The organism is Streptomyces sp. TRM70350 (assembly GCF_019219825.1).
Taxonomy (GTDB): domain Bacteria; phylum Actinomycetota; class Actinomycetes; order Streptomycetales; family Streptomycetaceae; genus Streptomyces.
Genome location: NZ_JAHUXH010000001.1, coordinates 680,621 through 696,484, shown reverse-complemented (window position 1 = coordinate 696,484; position 15,864 = coordinate 680,621). Strand labels below are relative to the sequence as shown.

15 protein-coding genes are annotated in these 15,864 nt (G+C 73.8%); 10 read left to right on the top strand and 5 right to left on the bottom strand.

All coding sequences use genetic code 11. The annotated features are described in order from the left end of the window. The first annotated feature begins 212 nt into the window (after positions 1-212). Complete coding sequence (locus KWI83_RS03240) at positions 213-1,706, top strand: hypothetical protein (RefSeq protein WP_256361621.1); 1,494 nt, start codon at positions 213-215, stop codon at positions 1,704-1,706. Positions 1,707-1,766: 60 nt separating this feature from the next. Here the strand turns inward: KWI83_RS03240 and KWI83_RS03235 are convergent, their stop codons facing one another. Further along, a complete protein-coding gene (locus KWI83_RS03235; RefSeq protein ID WP_218512664.1) occupies positions 1,767-2,222 on the bottom strand; it encodes an NAD(P)H-dependent oxidoreductase in 456 nt (151 codons plus the stop codon). 222 nt (positions 2,223-2,444) lie between these two features. Here KWI83_RS03235 and KWI83_RS03230 point away from each other — a divergent pair, with 222 nt between their 5' ends. Beyond that, on the top strand, positions 2,445-3,095 hold the full coding sequence (locus tag KWI83_RS03230) for a bifunctional 2-polyprenyl-6-hydroxyphenol methylase/3-demethylubiquinol 3-O-methyltransferase UbiG (RefSeq protein WP_218512663.1): 651 nt from the start codon (positions 2,445-2,447) through the stop codon (positions 3,093-3,095). A gap of 77 nt (positions 3,096-3,172) precedes the next feature. Further along, positions 3,173-4,063, top strand: coding sequence for an arginase family protein (locus KWI83_RS03225; protein ID WP_218512662.1), 891 nt, complete (start codon positions 3,173-3,175; stop codon positions 4,061-4,063). 27 nt (positions 4,064-4,090) lie between these two features. Here the strand turns inward: KWI83_RS03225 and KWI83_RS03220 are convergent, their stop codons facing one another. Together KWI83_RS03220 and KWI83_RS03215 are read right to left on the bottom strand one after the other, a co-directional pair. Continuing rightward, positions 4,091-4,795, bottom strand: a complete 705-nt coding sequence (locus KWI83_RS03220; RefSeq protein ID WP_218512661.1) for a type 1 glutamine amidotransferase domain-containing protein — start codon at positions 4,793-4,795, stop codon at positions 4,091-4,093. Between the two features lie 83 nt (positions 4,796-4,878). After that, positions 4,879-5,811, bottom strand: a complete 933-nt coding sequence (locus KWI83_RS03215) for a LysR family transcriptional regulator (protein ID WP_308121971.1) — start codon at positions 5,809-5,811, stop codon at positions 4,879-4,881. A gap of 174 nt (positions 5,812-5,985) precedes the next feature. Here KWI83_RS03215 and KWI83_RS03210 point away from each other — a divergent pair, with 174 nt between their 5' ends. The 5 genes from KWI83_RS03210 to KWI83_RS03190 all read left to right on the top strand — a co-directional run bounded on the left by KWI83_RS03210 (position 5,986) and on the right by KWI83_RS03190 (position 10,635). Then, entirely contained in the window at positions 5,986-7,350 is a 1,365-nt protein-coding gene (locus KWI83_RS03210) for an FAD-dependent oxidoreductase (protein WP_218512660.1), read from the top strand. A 121-nt stretch (positions 7,351-7,471) separates the two neighbouring features. Then, positions 7,472-8,473 carry an NAD(P)-dependent oxidoreductase gene (locus KWI83_RS03205; RefSeq protein ID WP_218512659.1) on the top strand — a complete coding sequence of 334 codons (1,002 nt, stop codon included), beginning with the start codon at positions 7,472-7,474 and terminating at the stop codon, positions 8,471-8,473. Between the two features lie 79 nt (positions 8,474-8,552). Beyond that, on the top strand, positions 8,553-9,263 hold the full coding sequence (locus KWI83_RS03200) for a glycosyltransferase family 2 protein (protein ID WP_218512658.1): 711 nt from the start codon (positions 8,553-8,555) through the stop codon (positions 9,261-9,263). Then, the gene (locus KWI83_RS03195; RefSeq protein WP_218512657.1) at positions 9,260-9,877 is read left to right on the top strand and encodes a DUF2064 domain-containing protein; all 618 of its coding nucleotides are present in this window, start codon (positions 9,260-9,262) and stop codon (positions 9,875-9,877) included. Before KWI83_RS03200 ends, KWI83_RS03195 begins: the two co-directional genes overlap by 4 nt. Continuing rightward, complete coding sequence (locus KWI83_RS03190) at positions 9,874-10,635, top strand: bifunctional 2-polyprenyl-6-hydroxyphenol methylase/3-demethylubiquinol 3-O-methyltransferase UbiG (protein WP_218512656.1); 762 nt, start codon at positions 9,874-9,876, stop codon at positions 10,633-10,635. The genes KWI83_RS03195 and KWI83_RS03190 overlap by 4 nt, the downstream gene beginning before the upstream one ends. A 328-nt stretch (positions 10,636-10,963) precedes the next feature. Here KWI83_RS03190 and KWI83_RS03185 read toward each other — a convergent pair whose 3' ends face one another. After that, the gene (locus tag KWI83_RS03185) at positions 10,964-12,190 is read right to left on the bottom strand and encodes a molybdopterin-dependent oxidoreductase (protein ID WP_218512655.1); all 1,227 of its coding nucleotides are present in this window, start codon (positions 12,188-12,190) and stop codon (positions 10,964-10,966) included. A gap of 117 nt (positions 12,191-12,307) precedes the next feature. On the opposite strand from KWI83_RS03185, the gene KWI83_RS03180 reads away from it, so the two are divergent. Further along, complete coding sequence (locus KWI83_RS03180) at positions 12,308-13,642, top strand: hypothetical protein (protein WP_374106270.1); 1,335 nt, start codon at positions 12,308-12,310, stop codon at positions 13,640-13,642. A 4-nt stretch (positions 13,643-13,646) separates the two neighbouring features. Here the strand turns inward: KWI83_RS03180 and KWI83_RS03175 are convergent, their stop codons facing one another. Beyond that, positions 13,647-14,441: an SDR family NAD(P)-dependent oxidoreductase gene (locus tag KWI83_RS03175; RefSeq protein ID WP_218512653.1), complete on the bottom strand. Its 795-nt coding sequence runs from the start codon at positions 14,439-14,441 to the stop codon at positions 13,647-13,649. Positions 14,442-14,620: 179 nt separating this feature from the next. On the opposite strand from KWI83_RS03175, the gene KWI83_RS03170 reads away from it, so the two are divergent. Beyond that, a complete protein-coding gene (locus KWI83_RS03170; RefSeq protein WP_218512652.1) occupies positions 14,621-15,775 on the top strand; it encodes a hypothetical protein in 1,155 nt (384 codons plus the stop codon). The last annotated feature ends 89 nt before the right edge of the window (positions 15,776-15,864 follow it).

Below are 15,864 nucleotides of genomic sequence, written 5' to 3'. Positions count from 1 at the left end.
CATGGCCTGAAGGGCATCAATGGCGTGGTTTCGGCCACATGTCGGCGGCCGGGTCAGCGGTGGACCCTGCGCTTGGCCCCTTCACCGGTCCTGTCACACGGTCGCTTCACCCAGGTGGCGAGGCGTCGGGCGGGACCCAGTAATGGTCAGGGACATCGCGTGTCGCGCTTCGGCAGCGCAGGAGCGGCCGCACGACTCCCTTGGAGCTCAGGATGACCACGCGCTCTTCACCACAGCAGTCGAACCCGTCCGACATATTCTTCGGCGAGCCCGCCCCCGCCTCCGCGGGCGAGCCGCCGTCCGGTACGGCCTTCGTCGGCGAAGCGCCCCCCAGCACCGCCCCCCTCGGCGAACCGTCACCCGGCACGGCCCTCGTCGGCGAACCGCCCCCCAGCACCGCCCCCGTCGGCGAACCGCCCCCCAGCACCACCCCCGTCGGCGAACCGCCCCCCAGCACCACCCCCGTCGGCGAACCGCCCCCCAGCACCACCCCTCTGGGCGAGCCACCGATCAACACCGCCCTTGTCGGCGAGCCACCGATCAACACCGCCCTTGTCGGCGAGCCACCGATCACCACCACCCCCACCGACAAGCCACCGACCAGCACCACCCCGGCCGCCGACACGGCGTTCGGCGTCGGCACCGCGCTCGGCGACGGCACGTCGGCACTCCCCGACCCCGCGGGCCCGCTGGACGACCCGGCTCGCCAGCGCCCCGCGGCGCCGGACCCGGCGTTCCTGGACCCGGTCGGTGACCTCGTCCACGCCGCCGTCAGCGATCGGCCGCTGGAGGAGATCGTCCGGCTGATCACGCTGATGGAGCAGTCGCCCGAGTACGCCCAGACCGTCGTCGCGGTGCTGCGGGCGGTCGCGGTGGACCGTCCCGTCGAGGACGTGGCCCGTCTGGTCGTCGAGTTGACCCGGCCGCCGCGCGAGGCGGACAGCGCGGACGAAGCGATCCGCGCGGCGGTCGAGCGGCGGTGCCTGGAGGACGTGTCCCGGCTGATGGCGCTGCTGCACCAGACCTCGCTGCAGCCGCACTGCGGACAGGAGGCGGTGCGCGCGGCGGCCACCGGGCGGCCCATAGAGGAACTCGTGGAACTGATCGGCCGACTGGCCCAGGAGCGACAGCGCGGCACGGAAGCGGCCGGGCTGCCGCCGTCCGTGGCCGCCTCGGAGACAGCTTTCGCACGGGCCGCGTCCGCGCCGGACCCCGAGGTGGCACGTCCGCGCGCCAGGCGGCCCCTGCGCGTACGGCGTGCGCGGCCCCCGGAGCAGCCCAGGAGGGCGGTCTTCTGGCCGGGTTGGCTCGCCGCCGCGGCCCTCGTCGTGTGCGGTGCGGCGTACTTCCCGCTGCGCCGGGACGGCGCGCCGCTCAGCGTCTTCGCGATCACGCTCGGCATGTCCGGGATGTGCCTGACGCTCGCCGTGGTGCTGGCGCTGCGGACCAGCGTCCCGGCCCTGGTGACGGGCATGCTGCTGCCGGCGGGGCTGGCGGGGGCCGGGCTTCTGGAGAGCCGGGTCCACTCGACGGGGCTCTCGCAGGCGATGCACCTCACAGTGGCCCCGCCCTGGAGTGCCGGCCTCACGGCGGTGTGCGCCTCGCTGGCCTCACTGGCGGCCCTGCTCCTGCTGCTGATGGTTCAGGTGGCGGAGCGCTATCCGGCGGTGCAACCGGCGGCCGGGGCGAGCCGGGCGACGGAGTGATCGGCACCGTCGGGGTTGGCGACGACCACGGCGGCCGGGCGGGGGCCGTCGGCTCCGCCCCTACGGCTCCATGAGCCCGGCCGCGACCGTCGCCCCCAGCTCCCAGCACCTCTCGATGTCGGCCCGGTCCGGCTCGCCGGTCACGGTGACCGCCTCGGCCGTGCGTCGCCAGCCCAGGCCGGTGGTGATCGACTCGATGCCGCGCACCGCGCCGGTGACGTCGTTGCCGCCGTGCACGTAGTAGGCGAAGGGCCGACCGCGCGTCTCGTCCAGGCACGGGTAGTAGACCTGGTCGAAGAAATGCTTGAGAGCGCCGGACATGTAGCCGAGGTTCGCCGGGGTGCCCAGCAGGTAGCCGTCGGCGGCCAGCACGTCGGAGGCCGTGGCGGACAGCGCCGCCCGTCGCTCGACCCGGACGTTCTCGATCTCCGGGGTCGTCGCACCGGAGATCACCGCTTCCAGCATGGCCTGGCAGTTGGGCGAGGGCGTGTGATGCACGATCAACAAGGTGGTCACGCCCGCACCCTGCCGTGACGCCCCACCCGACCGCAACCGCCCCGGCGCCGGACGCCACGCCCGGCCCCGCACCCGGCCCCACGCCCCGCCCGGCCGCGCACCACAGCCCAGCCCCACGCCCCACCCCGCCACGCACCACAGCCCCGCCCGCCGTAACCCTGTTGTGGCCCCGGCCCGTGAATGGAACGATGCCCGGCACACCCGTGACGAAGGGGAAGCATCGTGACCGACGGGGATCACCGGCCGCCCGCCGCAACCGCGTTCGACGCGATCGGGGCGGCGTACGAGAAGGCGTTCGCGGGGTCGGAGGCGCACCGGGCGTCGCTGGAGTGGTTGCTCGGGCAACTGGAACCCGGCAGCCGGGTGCTGGACGTCGGCAGCGGGACCGGGCGCCCCACGGCGCGGACGCTCGCCGAGGCGGGCCACGACGTCCTCGGCGTCGATGTCTCGCCCGTGATGGTGGACCTCGCCGTCCAGCAGGTGCCGGGCGCCGCCTTCCAGTGCGCCGACATCCGCGAAATGCCGCTCGCCGACGGGTCGTTCGACGCGGTCTGCGTGTACTTCTCCCTGCTCCAGATGTCCCGCGAGGAGCAGTCCGCGCTCGTACGGCGGCTGGCGCGGGCGCTGCGGCCCGGCGGTCATCTGGTGCTCGCCACCGTGCCGCTGGACGTGGAGGACGTCGAGGCCGTCTTCATGGGGCAGCCCGTACGAGTGACCAGCTTCGGCGCCGAGGAGTTCGCCGAGATGGCGAGCCGGGCCGGGCTCACGGTGCTCCGGCAGGACCGCACGGTCTTCACTCCCGCACATCCCGAGGCGACCCCCGAGCCGCACCTGTTCCTGTACTGCCGACGTGACGGCGACCCGGCCGACTGACCGGCGCATGCCGGGCGGCGTCCCCTTTCCTGCGCGACGATGGCCAGGTGGACGCCCACCGGCGAAGGGACTGTGACGTGCGGGAACTGGCGATCGTCGAGGCGCCGTCCGTCCTGGGGCTGCAGCCGTCCGGCGTCGAGGAGCTCCCGGGGGCCCTGTTCGCCGCCGGTCTGCTGGACGTCCCGGGCGCGGTGCGGGTCGGCCGGGTCGAACCGCCCGCCTACGACCCGAGGCGGGACCCCGGCACCGGAGTCCTCAACAGCACCGGCATCGCGGAGTACTCCCAGCGGCTCGCCGACGCGGTCGGCGCTGTGCTCGACTCCGGCCGCTTTCCCGTCGTGCTCGGCGGCGACTGCAGCATCCTGCTCGGCAACCTGCTCGCCCTGAAGCGGCGCGGTCGGCACGGCCTGCTGTTCCTCGACGGCCACACCGACTTCTACCAGCCGGAGGCGGAACCGGCGGGCGAGGCCGCCTCGATGGAACTCGCCCTGGTCACGGGCCGCGGCCCCCGGTTGCTCACCGACCTCGCGGGCCGCGGACCCCTGGTGCGCGACGAGGACGTGGTCGTACTCGGCTACCGTGACGCCGCGGAGTCCGCCCAGTTCGGTATGCAGCCCCTGCCGCCCGAGCTGTACGCCGTGGACTTCCACGGGGTCCGTGCCGTCGGCGCCGGCACGGCCGCACGCCAGGCGGTCGAGCGGCTGGCCCGCGTGCCCGGCGGCTACTGGGTGCACCTCGACGTCGACGTCCTGGACGACGCGATCATGCCGGCCGTCGACTACCGCCAGCCCGGTGGACTGACGTGGCGGGAGCTGGAGGATGTGCTGAGCACGGCCCTGGCCGACGAACGAGCCGTCGGCCTGGACGTCACGATCTTCAACCCCCGCCTGGACCCCGACGGGAGCATCGCCGCCGACCTGACCGAGTGCCTGCGCCACGCTCTGTCGGCGCGCGCGGACGCGGGCTGACGGCCGACGACGACGCACAGGCCCGGTTCAGCGCAGGCCCAGCGCCTTCAGTACGGCCTCGGCGGTCGCCGTGCTGGACTGCGGGTTCTGACCGGTGATCAGGTTGCCGTCCACCACGACCGTGGTGCTCCACGCGGGGCCGGTCTCGACCCCGGCGCCCCGCTCGCGCAGCCTGCTCTCCAGGTAGTAGGGCATCTTGTCACCCAGACCGCCCTGGCGCTCCTCCTCGTCGCTGAACGACGTCAGCGTGCGGGCGGCGAAGGTGAACCCGCCGTCCTGTCGCTCGGCGCTGAGCAGCCCGGCGACCCCGTGGCACAGGGCCGCCACCGTCCTGCCTGCCGCGTCGGCCTCGGTGAGCAACCGGCCGAGGTCGGCGTCCTGCGTGAGGTCGGCCATCGGGGCGTGGCCGCCGGGTAGGTAGAGGGCGTCGTAGTCGTCGAGGCGTACGTCGGACAGGGCGAGCGGTGCGGCCAGCTGGTCGGCGAGGCCGTCGAGGTAGGTGCGGAACCGCTGGGCGTCGGCCTCCGGCACGCCGCCGCGCTCGTCGAGGCTGAGGGCGTCGACGGTGGGGCGTACGCCGCCCGGGGTGGCGATCGACACCTGGGCGCCCGCGGCGGTGAGCACCTGGTGGGAGGCGGCGACCTCCTCCGCCCAGTAGCCGGTGGGGTGGCTGGAACCGTCGGCCAGCTGCATGCTGTCCGCACCCGAGATGACCATCAGAATCTTCGTCATGGCTCCAGGGTCCATCAGCGATCAGAGAAGCGCATGCAGCAGGCCATAAGAATGCTTATGGCCTCGGGCAGGGAGGGTGAAGGTCAGAGCGTGCTCCAGCGGCGCGCGGCCTGCTGGAGGCGGTCGCGGAGCACGGTCACGGCGGGGCCGGCCGGGGCGCCCCGCCGTACCGCCAGATACAGCGTGTTGAGCGGCGCCACCTCGGGGTGGTGGAGCTGTACGACCTCCTCGGCGGCGAGGGCCGGGGCGGCGATGTAGCGGGGCAGGACGGAGATCCCGGCGCCCGCGACCACCGCCGCCAGGACGGCCCTCAGGTCAGGGACGACCATGGCCACCGGGTTCGGTGGGCGGCGGCCGAACTCGCTGCGCCAGTAGCGGCGCACGATGGGCAACTCCTCGGCGTACGCCACCAGCGGCAGATGGGCGAGCGCGGCCACCGGTTCGGCCCGCAGCCGGTCGGCGTCGATGGTGTGGGCCAGCGCGGGCGGGGCGACCAGGACGAACTCCTCGTCCACCAACGGCACCGCGAGCACGGCCTGGTGGGACGGCCGTACCGCCGAGACGACGAGGTCGAGCCGGCCGTCGGCCAGCTGGGACAGCAGGTCGTCGGCGAGCCCCAGGACCACCTGGACGGTCACGCCCCGGCCGACCAGTTCGGCCAGCACCGGCAGCACCCGCAGGGTCATCACCTCGGCCGCTCCCCCGACCCTCACCGTCCCCTGCAGGGGCGGCTCGGTGTCGGCCGGGTGCAGGGCTTCGCGCAGGCCGTCCACATGGACGCCGATGCGGGAGGCGAGCGCGGCCGCCCGCTGGGTCGGCGTGACGCCTTTGTGCGTACGGACGAACAGCCGCTCGCCGATCTGCTCCTCCAGCCGCGCGAGTTGGCCGGTGACCGCGGGCTGGGTCACGCCGAGCCGCTGGGCGGCGGCGGACAGCGAGCCCGACCGGTAGATCTCCAGGAACGTCGACAGCAGATCGAGGGGCGGCATACCGCCGCGGGATTCGTTCACGGCCACAGGCAGAAGGAAAGCACCGCGGCGGGTGGCGTGCCCGGAAGCCCCGTGAGCCACCTTATGGATCCCATAAGGTGGCCTTATGGGGTCATAGGCCGGACCCGTGTACCAAGTTAGGCTTGCCTCAGCTTAGGCTTCCCGTCGAGTTGCTTGTCATCGCTCGAAGGGAACCTGATCATGCCCCGCCCCCTGCGGGTAGCAATCGTCGGGGCCGGCCCCGCCGGTATCTACGCCGCCGACGCCCTGCTCAAGTCCGACGTGGCCGCCGAACCCGGTGTGTCCATCGACCTCTTCGAGCGGATGCCGGCGCCGTTCGGGCTGATCCGTTACGGAGTCGCCCCCGACCACCCCCGGATCAAGGGCATCATCACGGCCCTTCACCAGGTCCTGGACAAGCCGCAGATCCGGCTCTTCGGCAACGTCGACTACCCGACCGACATCAGCCTGGACGACCTGCGCTCGTTCTACGACGCCGTGATCTTCTCCACCGGCGCGACGGCCGACCGCGCGCTGCCGATCCCGGGCATCGACCTCGACGGCTCGTACGGCGCCGCCGACTTCGTGTCCTGGTACGACGGCCACCCGGACGTGCCGCGCACCTGGCCGCTTCAGGCCGAGAAGGTCGCCGTCCTGGGCGTCGGCAACGTCGCGCTCGACATCGCGCGCATCCTCGCCAAGACCGCGGACGAACTGCTGCCGACGGAGATCCCGCCGAACGTCTACGACGGCCTGAAGACCAACCCGGCCAAGGAGATCCACGTCTTCGGCCGACGCGGCCCGGCGCAGGCGAAGTTCAGCCCGATGGAGCTGCGCGAGCTGGACCACTCCCCCACCATCGAGGTCGTCGTCGACCCCGAGGACATCGACTACGACGAGGGCTCGATCGAGACCCGGCGCGGCAACAAGCAGGCCGACATGGTCGCCAAGACGCTGGAGAACTGGGCGATACGCGACGTCGGCAACCGCCCGCACAAGCTGTTCCTGCACTTCTTCGAGTCGCCGACGGAGATCCTGGGCGAGGACGGCAAGGTCGTCGGCCTGCGCACCGAGCGCACCGAGCTGGACGGCACCGGCAACGTCAGGGGCACCGGCAGGTTCACCGACTGGGACGTCACCGCGGTCTACCGCGCGGTCGGCTACCTCTCCGACAAACTGCCCAAGCTGCCCTGGGACATCGACTCGGGCACGGTCCCGGACGAGGGCGGCCGGGTCATCGAGGAGGGCGGTACGCACCTGCAGTCGGTGTACGTCACCGGCTGGATCCGGCGTGGCCCGGTCGGCCTCATCGGCCACACCAAGGGCGACGCCAACGAGACGGTGTCCAACCTGCTGGACGACTACGCGGGCGGCCGTCTGCACACCCCCTCGGCGCCGGACCGCGAGGCCGTCGACGCCTTCCTCGCCGAGCGGAACGTCCGCTTCACCACGTGGCAGGGCTGGTACCGGCTGGACGCCGCCGAGAAGGCCCTGGGCGAGCCGCAGGGCCGCGAGCGTGTGAAGATCGTCGAGCGTGAGGACATGCTCCGGGAGAGCGGCGCGTAGGCGAGCCCGTTCCGCAGGGGTCCGGCGGCTGTGCCGCCGGACCCCTCGCGTGTCTTACGGACCTGTGACGTGCCGGGCGCGGATCGGCGGCGGGGCCGGTCCGCGGACCTAGCGTGTGGGCATGCGAGTACTGGTCACCGGCGGTGCCGGGTTCATCGGGTCCCATGTGGTCGAGGCGCTGACGGCGGGCGGACACGAGCCCGTCGTGTACGACGTGCGCGTGGACGCCGGTTCGGACGTGCGGGACGCCGACGCCGTCCGCCGTGCGCTGTCCGGCGTCGACGCCGTCTGCCACCAAGCGGCGATGGTCGGTCTGGGGACCGGTTTCTCCGACGCGCCGGACTACGTCCGCGTCAACGACCTCGGCACGGCCGTACTGCTCACCGCCATGGCCGAGACCGGCGTACGGCGGCTGGTGCTTGCCGGGTCGATGGTGGTCTACGGCGAGGGCCGGTACAGCTGCGCCGGGCACGGCGTGGTGCGGCCCGGGCCCCGGGCCGTGGCCGATCTGGCGGCGGGACGCTTCGAACCCGTCTGCCCCGCGTGCGGCGCCGAGCTGGCGCCCGGTCCGGTCACCGAGGACGCGCCGGTCGATCCGCGCAACGTGTACGCGACGACGAAGCTCACCCAGGAACATCTGGCGGCGGCCTGGGCGCGGGCCACGGGCGGGTCGGCGGTGTCGCTGCGCTACCACAACGTGTACGGGCCCCGGATGCCCCGCGACACCCCGTACGCCGGGGTGGCCTCCTTCTTCCGCTCGGCGCTCGCCCGGGGCGAGGCCCCGCGCGTCTTCGAGGACGGACGCCAGAGGCGGGACTTCGTGCACGTACGCGATGTGGCAGCGGCCAACGTGGCGGCCCTGGAGGCGACTTCGGCGCCGGGCGCGCTCACGGCGTACAACACCGGCAGCGGTGAGCCGCACACGGTCGGCGAGATGGCGCGGACGCTGGCCGAGGCGTACGGCGGGCCGGAGCCCGTGGTGACCGGGGAGTACCGGCTGGGGGACGTCCGCCACATCACCGCCGACTCCTCGCGGCTGCGGTCCGAGCTGGGCTGGAAGCCCGAGGTCGGGTTCGAGGACGGGATGCGGGAGTTCGCGCGGGCCGGGCTGCGCGAGGGGTGAGGCGAGGGCTGCGCCCGCCCTCCGACGTCCGTGTTTCGTAAGCAGCCAAAGTCCGATATGCCCGCTTTCCATTCGTAGGGTGAAAGCCGTGACAACCCCTCCCCCACCGCCGCCCGTCGACGTGGTCCTGCCGTGCCTCAACGAGGCCGAGGCCCTGCCGTGGGTGCTGGACCGCATCCCGGCCGGATGGCGTGCCCTCGTCGTGGACAACGGCTCCACCGACGGCTCGGCGGACCTCGCCCGCGCACTCGGGGCGACCGTCGTCCACGAGCCGCGCCGCGGATTCGGCGCCGCGTGTCACGCGGGCCTGACCGCCGCGACCGCCGACATCGTGTGCTTCTGCGACTGCGACGCCTCGCTCGACCCGTCCCTCCTCGTCCCGTTCGTGCGTGAGGTGCGGGCCGGTGAGTCCGACCTGGTGCTGGGCAGGCGCCGGCCGCGGAGCCGGGGCACCTGGCCCGCCCACGCGCGCGTGGGCAACGCCGCGCTGGCGCTGCTGCTGCGCCGGCGCACGGGGCTGCGGCTGCACGACCTGGGTCCGCTGCGGGCCGCCCGGCGTGCGGCGCTGCTCGGCCTGAGGCTCACCGACCGGCGCAGTGGCTATCCGCTCCAGATGGTCGTGCGCGCCGCCGACGCGGGCTGGCGCGTCGCCGAGCACGACGTGCCGTATCTGCCCCGCGCCGGCGCGTCCAAGGTCACCGGCACTTGGCGCGGCACCTGGCAGGCGGTACGGGACATGCGCCGCGTTCTGGCCGAACCGCCCGCCGCCCTCGAAGGGAGCCGCCGGTGACCACGCTGCTCGTCATCGCCAAGGAGCCGCGCCCGGGGCGCGTCAAGACGCGGCTGACGCCGCCGTTCACGCCCGGCGAGGCGGCCGCGCTGGCCGAGGCGGCCCTGGCGGACACCCTGCGCACGGTGGCCGCGACCCCGGCGCGCCGCCGGGTCCTGGTGCTGGACGGCCGTCCGGGACCCTGGCTGCCGCCGGGCTTCGACGTCGTACCGCAGTGTGCGGGCGGGCTGGACGAACGGCTGGCCGCGGCCTTCGCCGGGTGTGCGGGACCTGCGCTGCTGATCGGGATGGACACGCCGCAGGTGACGCCGGAGCTGCTCACCGTGGACTTCGCCGGGTGCGACGCGTACCTCGGTCCGGCCGAGGACGGGGGCTTCTGGGCGCTGGGGCTCGCCGAGCCCGCCCCCCAGTTGCTGCGGGGAGTCCCGATGTCGACGCCGGTCACCGGGGCCGTCCAGCGCGACCGGCTGATCGCCGCCGGGCTCCGCGTGCGGGATCTGCCCCGGCTGCGGGACGTCGACACGGCCGCCGACGCCTACGCGGTGGCCGGGCTGGCGCCGCGGGGCCGGTTCGCGGCGGAGCTGGCCCGGGTGCGGGCGGCCACCCACCGATGAGCGCCCCCTACGAGACCCGGCGCCTGCTCCCCTGGACCGCCGACGACCCCTATGTGCACGCCCTGCGCACCGGCCGCGGCCCGCTCTTCCTGCGCCGCAGCGACGGCTGGCTCCTCCCGCTGGACGTGGAGCGGTGGTGCGCCCGCCCGGACGAGGCCGACCTCACCGTGCTGGACCGCTGCGAGGGCGCCGTGCTCGACGTGGGCTGCGGCCCCGGCCGGCTGGTCGCGGAACTCGCCGCCCGGGGCCGTACGGCGCTCGGCATCGATGTCAGCGAGGCCGCCGTCGCGCACACCGCGCGCCTCGGCGGCCAGGCCCTGCGTCGCTCGGTCTTCCAGCCGCTGCCCGGTGAGCGCCGGTGGGGCACCGCCCTGCTGATCGACGGCAACCTCGGCATCGGCGGCGACCCGCACGCCCTGCTCGACCGGCTGGCCCGGGTTCTCGCGCCCGGCGGTCTGGTGATCGCCGAGACGGTCCCCGCGGACGTCGACGAACGCGTCCAGGTCCATGTCACCGACGGGCGGGGCACGGCGGGCGCCCCCTTCCCGTGGGCCCGCCTCGGCACGCCGGCGCTGCTGCGGCACGCGCGCGTGCTGGGCCTTGCCGTGGACGGTCAGTGGTCGGCCGGCGGCCGCTGCTTCGTCGCCCTGCGCACCCGCAGCGCCAGCAGCAGCGCCGAGCCGCCGAACAGGACGGCCGTGATCAGCAGCCAGCGGGTGAGGAAACCGTCCGCCGACAGCCCGGTGGCCAGCCGGTAGCGCTCGTCGACCCGGCCGCTGATCAGCGGGAACCACACGAGCAGCAGCAGCCCGGACAGGGCGGCCGGGACCCGGACGTACCCGGTCCACTCCCGCCGCCGCACCGCGCCCAGCGCGCCCGTCAGCGCCCGGTCGGCCGCCGTGTACAGCGGGACCAGCACCAGGTCGTGCAGCACGGCCGCGCCCACGAACCAGAGCACGACCTGGAACCAGTCACCCGCGAGCAGCCGTACGCCCGCGTACCCGGCGAGCGCGAACGAACAGCCGAGCAGCAGCAGCTGGAACGGGCTGCCGACGACGAGGCGCGGCCGGGTGAGGATGGGGCGCATCAGAGGTCTCCGAACGTCATCCGTGCCACCCACTTGGTGTTCAGCACGCCCGGCGCGGCAGGCACGATGATCCTCGCCGGGTAGCCGTGGTCGAGGGTCAGCGGCTCGCCGTTGACGTCCAGGGCGAGCAGGGAGCGCGGGTCGGCCACCTGGTTGGCGCGCAGCGCGGCCCGGCGGAAGGCGCCGCGCCGTTGCAGGGACTCCACCAGGACGTCGGCCGGGTCGTCGTACCCGACGAGGGCGGCGAGGTCCCGCAGCCGGACGCCGCGCCACCACTGGTCGGACGTCGACCAGCCCTCCACGCAGGCGATCGGCAGCGCGGCACTGTGCAGCGGCAGCCGCAGCAGTTCCTCCCGGCCGAGCCGGACGACGCCGGTACGGCCGGTGACGACCAGCTGCCAGACGTCACCGGCCGTCTCCCGGGTGTCGATCCCGGCGTAGGCGGCCGTCTTGTTGATCTGGAAGCCGCCGGGACCGCTGCCCGGTTCCGGTCCCCCGTGCGGGGTCAGCAGGGCGGTCCGGCGCAGCGGCCCGTCGAAGTTGCGGCCCGCGGACGTGGCGAACAGCAGCAGGGAGGCGCCTCCGACCAGCCCGAACGCACCCCTGCGCGAGACGGTGGGCTCGGCGGGGCGCGGCGGGACCAGGTCGCCCTCTTCTCCGCGGAGTCGGCGCAGATTGCGCAGGGCCGTCGGCAGCTTCAGGGCGACGTGCGCGACGAACGCGGCGAAGAAGACCCAGGCGCCGTAGAAGTGCAGCGTGTAGAAGGAGCCCGGGAAGACGTAGTCCAGCTGGACGTTGAGCACACCGGTCGTGAACTGGAACAGGGCGCCCCCGACCAGCAGGAGCAGCGAGATCCGCTCCAGCGCGTGCGCCAGGGAGCGGGCCGGGGGCAGCGTGAACAGCCTCGGCATGACCGACCACAGCTTGGCCAGCAGGACGGGGATGAGCGTGATCCCGAGGGTGACGTGGACGCCCTGGTTGAGCCGGTACAGCCAGTGCGGGCTCGTCGGCCAGGAAAACAGGTAGAAACCGAGGATCCCCTTGTCCGGAGTCTTGTCGTTCACCGGCGACAGGTTCGGGTTGTAGGCGGCGTACGACAGCAGTCCGGTCACGAACAGCACCGTGATGCCCACCAGCAGCACGACTCCGAGCACGGCGGTGAACCGGGGGCCGCGCAGGGGGCTGCGCCAGAAGCCGGGCGAGGAGGGAAGCCGTTGGTCTCGCATGTCCTGACGGTAGGCCGGGACCGGCGCGAAAGGGGCCGCGCAACCCATGACGAAACGCTGACATCGGGGCGCCGGACGCCCTGGCCGGGCCGGGGGCGGCCTAGCGTCCTGCGTGTGATCCGCTCCTCTCATCTCCGTGACCTGGCCGCCGCGCTGGCCGCCGTGCTGTTGTTCGTGGCGGCGGTGCTGGTCGGCCGCCACATCCAGGACACCGACGGCACGCTGTTCCTCAACTGGCCTCCCCTGTTCGCCTCCTGGGGCCCGCACGTGGGCCCCGGCACCCCGGCCGCCGTGGTGGTGGCGGTGGCGGTGGTGGCGTACGGGCCCGGGCTCGCCGCCCGGCTGCCGTGGCGGGCGCTGCTCGCCGTGGCCTGTGGCGCCGCGATGGCCTGGACGTGGTCCCTGGCGCTCATCGACGGCTGGCACCGGGGCGTCGCCGCCCGGCTGACCACGCGGTACGAGTACCTCCAGGTCATCGACCGGTTCCACGACATTCCGGCGGCCCTGCGGAACTTCACCCAGTACATCGTGATCCAGGGCCCCGACCACTGGCCCGCGCACGTCGCCGGTCACCCGCCCGGCGCCACCCTCACCTTCGTCCTGCTCGACCGGATCGGGCTGGGCGGCGGTGCCTGGGCGGGCGTCTGGTGCATCACCGTGGGGGCCACCACGGTGATGGCCGTGCTGGTGACGGTCCGGGCACTGGCCGCGGAGCGGCTCGCGCGGCGGGCGGCGCCGTTTCTGGTGCTGGCGCCGGGCGCGGTGTGGATGGGGACGTCGGCCGACGGGTACTTCACGGCGGTCGCCGCCTGGGCGGTGGCCCTGTTCGCCCTCGCGGTGACGGGGCGACGGCCGCGGGCGGCGGCGTTCGGGGCGGGACTGCTCTACGGGCTCACCTGTTACCTGTCGTACGGGCTGACGCTGATCGGGATCATCGGGGTGGGCGTGCTCGTCCTGGGGCGGAATCGGCGGGCGGTGGTGCTGCCCTTGGTGGCCGGGGTGATCGTCGTGCCGTTGGCGTTCACCCTCGCCGGGTTCAACTACTGGGAGGCGTACCACCTGCTGGTGGAGCGCTACAACCAAGGGGCGGGGGGTGTTCGGCCGTACTGGTACTGGGTGTGGGCCAATCCGGCGTGCACGGTGCTGGTCGTGGGACTGGCGACGGTGGCGGGGCTGGTGCGCGCGGGTGGGGTGCTGCGGCGGCAGCGCGGGCGGGACGGCTTCCTGAGCTCGCCCGAGCCCCGTCTCGCCGTCCTCCTCCTCGCCGCTCTCCTCGCTCTCCTCGTCGCCGATCTGTCGGGGATGAGCAAGGCGGAGACGGAGCGGATCTGGCTGCCGTTCGCCCTCTGGCTGCTGGCCGCCTGCGCCTTCCTGCCCCGCCCCCGCGGCTGGCTCGCGGCGCAGGCCGTGGTCGCGCTGCTCGTCAACCACCTGTTGTGGACGGGCTGGTGAGCGGCTAGGGCAGGATCGAGTCCACGTATCCCCCGTCGACCCGCACGGCCGCGCCCGTCGTGGCGGACGCGAGCGGGGAGCTCAGGTACACGACGAGGTTCGCGATCTCCTCGGGTTCGATCAGGCGTTGGAGCAGTGACTGCGGGCGGTGGTCCCGCATGAAGGCGCGCTGGGCCTCGTCCCAGGGCAGGTCGCGGTCGACCAGCCGGTAGACGAAGTCCTCGACGCCCTCGGTGTGGGTGGGGCCCGCGATGACCGAGTTCACGGTGACGCCGCTGCCCGCCGCCTCCTTCGCGAACCCGCGGCTCACCGCGAGCAGCGCGGTCTTCGACATGCCGTAATGGATCATCTCGGCGGGGATGACGACGGCGGAGTCGCTCGCGATGTTCAGCACCCGGCCCCACCCCTGGTCGATCATCCGGGGGAGGTACGAGCGGATCAGCCGGACCGCCGACAGGACGTTGATCTCGAAGTAGCGGCGCCACTCGTCGTCGGTGATGTCGAGGGCGGGGGTGGGGCCGAAGATGCCGAGGTTGTTGACGAGGATGTCGGCGTCGGGCAGGGCGGCCACGGCGCGGGCGGCGCCCTCCTCGGTGCCCAGGTCGGCGGCGACGGGCACGAACAGGCCGTCCGGCACCTCGGCCCGCAGTTTCTCGACACTCCTTTCGAGGCGTTCGGCGTCCCGTCCGTTGACGCCGACGCGGGCGCCGGCCCGGGCCAGGCCCACCGCGATCGCCGCTCCGATGCCCTGGGAGGAGCCTGTCACCAGCGCGGTTCGCCCGCCGAGGTCCACGTTCACAGGAGTCACTCCTTGTCCGGTCTCCACCGTACGATCGGCCGATGTCCTCCTGCCCACCATCGCTGACCTTGCACATGACCGCAGGCGGACCGCCTCCCGCCGGGTGCCCCCGGGTGATCCCGACCGTCCGCGGCGACGATACTGGCAGTCACACGTCGCCCCCGTTCACAGATGGACCCATGTCGACCTCCACCTCTGTCCGCCCCATGACTCCCCCCACGGTGTGGCTGGCCCGCGGCCGCCATGTCGGGCCCGCCGCGGAAGACGTACTCCGACGGCATGTGCAGCAGCTCAAGGACAGCGGGGTGATCCGCGACTGGCTGGAGCTGCCCGAGGCCGTGGGCGCGCGGGAGCGGGTCTTCGAGGCGCGCTGGGAGACCGGCGAAGGGGTGACCGTGCGGGCCAGGCTGTCGCTGGCGCACGGCCCGGCCGAGGGGCGGGAGTGGGTGCTGGTGGCGGAGGCGGAGGCCGCTTGGGATCCGCGGTGGCCGTCGCCCGCGACGGTGTTCTGGCCGGACGATTCCGACGCGACCTGGGACCACGAGGCGGAGACGGGCGCGGAGCTGCGGTTCCGGGACGTCAACCCGCTGCCGTCGGACGACAAGGAGCTGCGCCGCGTCCTCAGGGCGGCCGCGCGCAGCGGGTGGTCCGTCCACTGCGTCGTCCACGAGGCCATGACGCCCGACGCGCGCGGCCGCCTGCCGCTGGCCCGGCTGCTGCCGCCGGGGCTGCGGCACCGGGTGGTGGAGCACCGGGCCGCGCCGCAGCAGTTGCGGGCCGTGAACTGGGCGCTGCGGGACTCGGGGGCGCAGGTGCCGCGCGGTGGTGCCGTGGTGCTGCCGGGCGCCCCGGCGCCGGAGGGCTACGACGGTGACGCCTTCGCCGTGCGGAGTGTCTTCCTGGACGGCTCGGAACCGGCCGAGCTGATCGAGGCGCTGAGCCGGTTCACCGCCGCGGCGCGGCCGCTGCCGGACGGGGCCGAGGAGGTGCTGACCGTGCTGCGGGAGGACTGGCATCTGCTGACTTTGGAGGAGGAGCTGGCGCGCGAGCGGGCGCTGGTGAAGATGTACGCCGAGGCGCTGGAGGCCATGACCAGGTCCCGGGACCTGTACCGGGAGGCCGCCGAACGCGCCCATGAGGCCCTCGCCGCCTACCGCGAGTCGGCCGCCGTCATCCCCGAGCCGCCCTCCCGCGAACAGCGCCAGGACCCGCCCCCCGCGTCCCCACTGCAGCAGCTGACCCGCACCCTGGAACGCCTCAAGGGCGGCGGGAAGGCCCGGCGTGCGACGGATGAGGGCGGCGGGGAGAGCGGCTCCGGCGGCCCGGCCGGCTGAACGGCCGCGTCCCGACGGACGCACCAGCGGGGCGCACGCCGCGGCCGGGCGGGCTCGGCCACAGCAGGCGCGCGCGGCGGGCGGGCGCA

Coding starts and splice junctions, on each gene's coding strand:
- KWI83_RS03240 (WP_256361621.1), top strand. CDS start 213: ATGACCACGCGCTCTTCACCACAGCAGTCGAACCCGTCCGACATATTC.
- KWI83_RS03220 (WP_218512661.1), bottom strand. CDS start 4,795: ATGACGAAGATTCTGATGGTCATCTCGGGTGCGGACAGCATGCAGCTG.
- KWI83_RS03210 (WP_218512660.1), top strand. CDS start 5,986: ATGCCCCGCCCCCTGCGGGTAGCAATCGTCGGGGCCGGCCCCGCCGGT.
- KWI83_RS03205 (WP_218512659.1), top strand. CDS start 7,472: ATGCGAGTACTGGTCACCGGCGGTGCCGGGTTCATCGGGTCCCATGTG.
- KWI83_RS03190 (WP_218512656.1), top strand. CDS start 9,874: ATGAGCGCCCCCTACGAGACCCGGCGCCTGCTCCCCTGGACCGCCGAC.
- KWI83_RS03185 (WP_218512655.1), bottom strand. CDS start 12,190: ATGCGAGACCAACGGCTTCCCTCCTCGCCCGGCTTCTGGCGCAGCCCC.
- KWI83_RS03170 (WP_218512652.1), top strand. CDS start 14,621: ATGTCGACCTCCACCTCTGTCCGCCCCATGACTCCCCCCACGGTGTGG.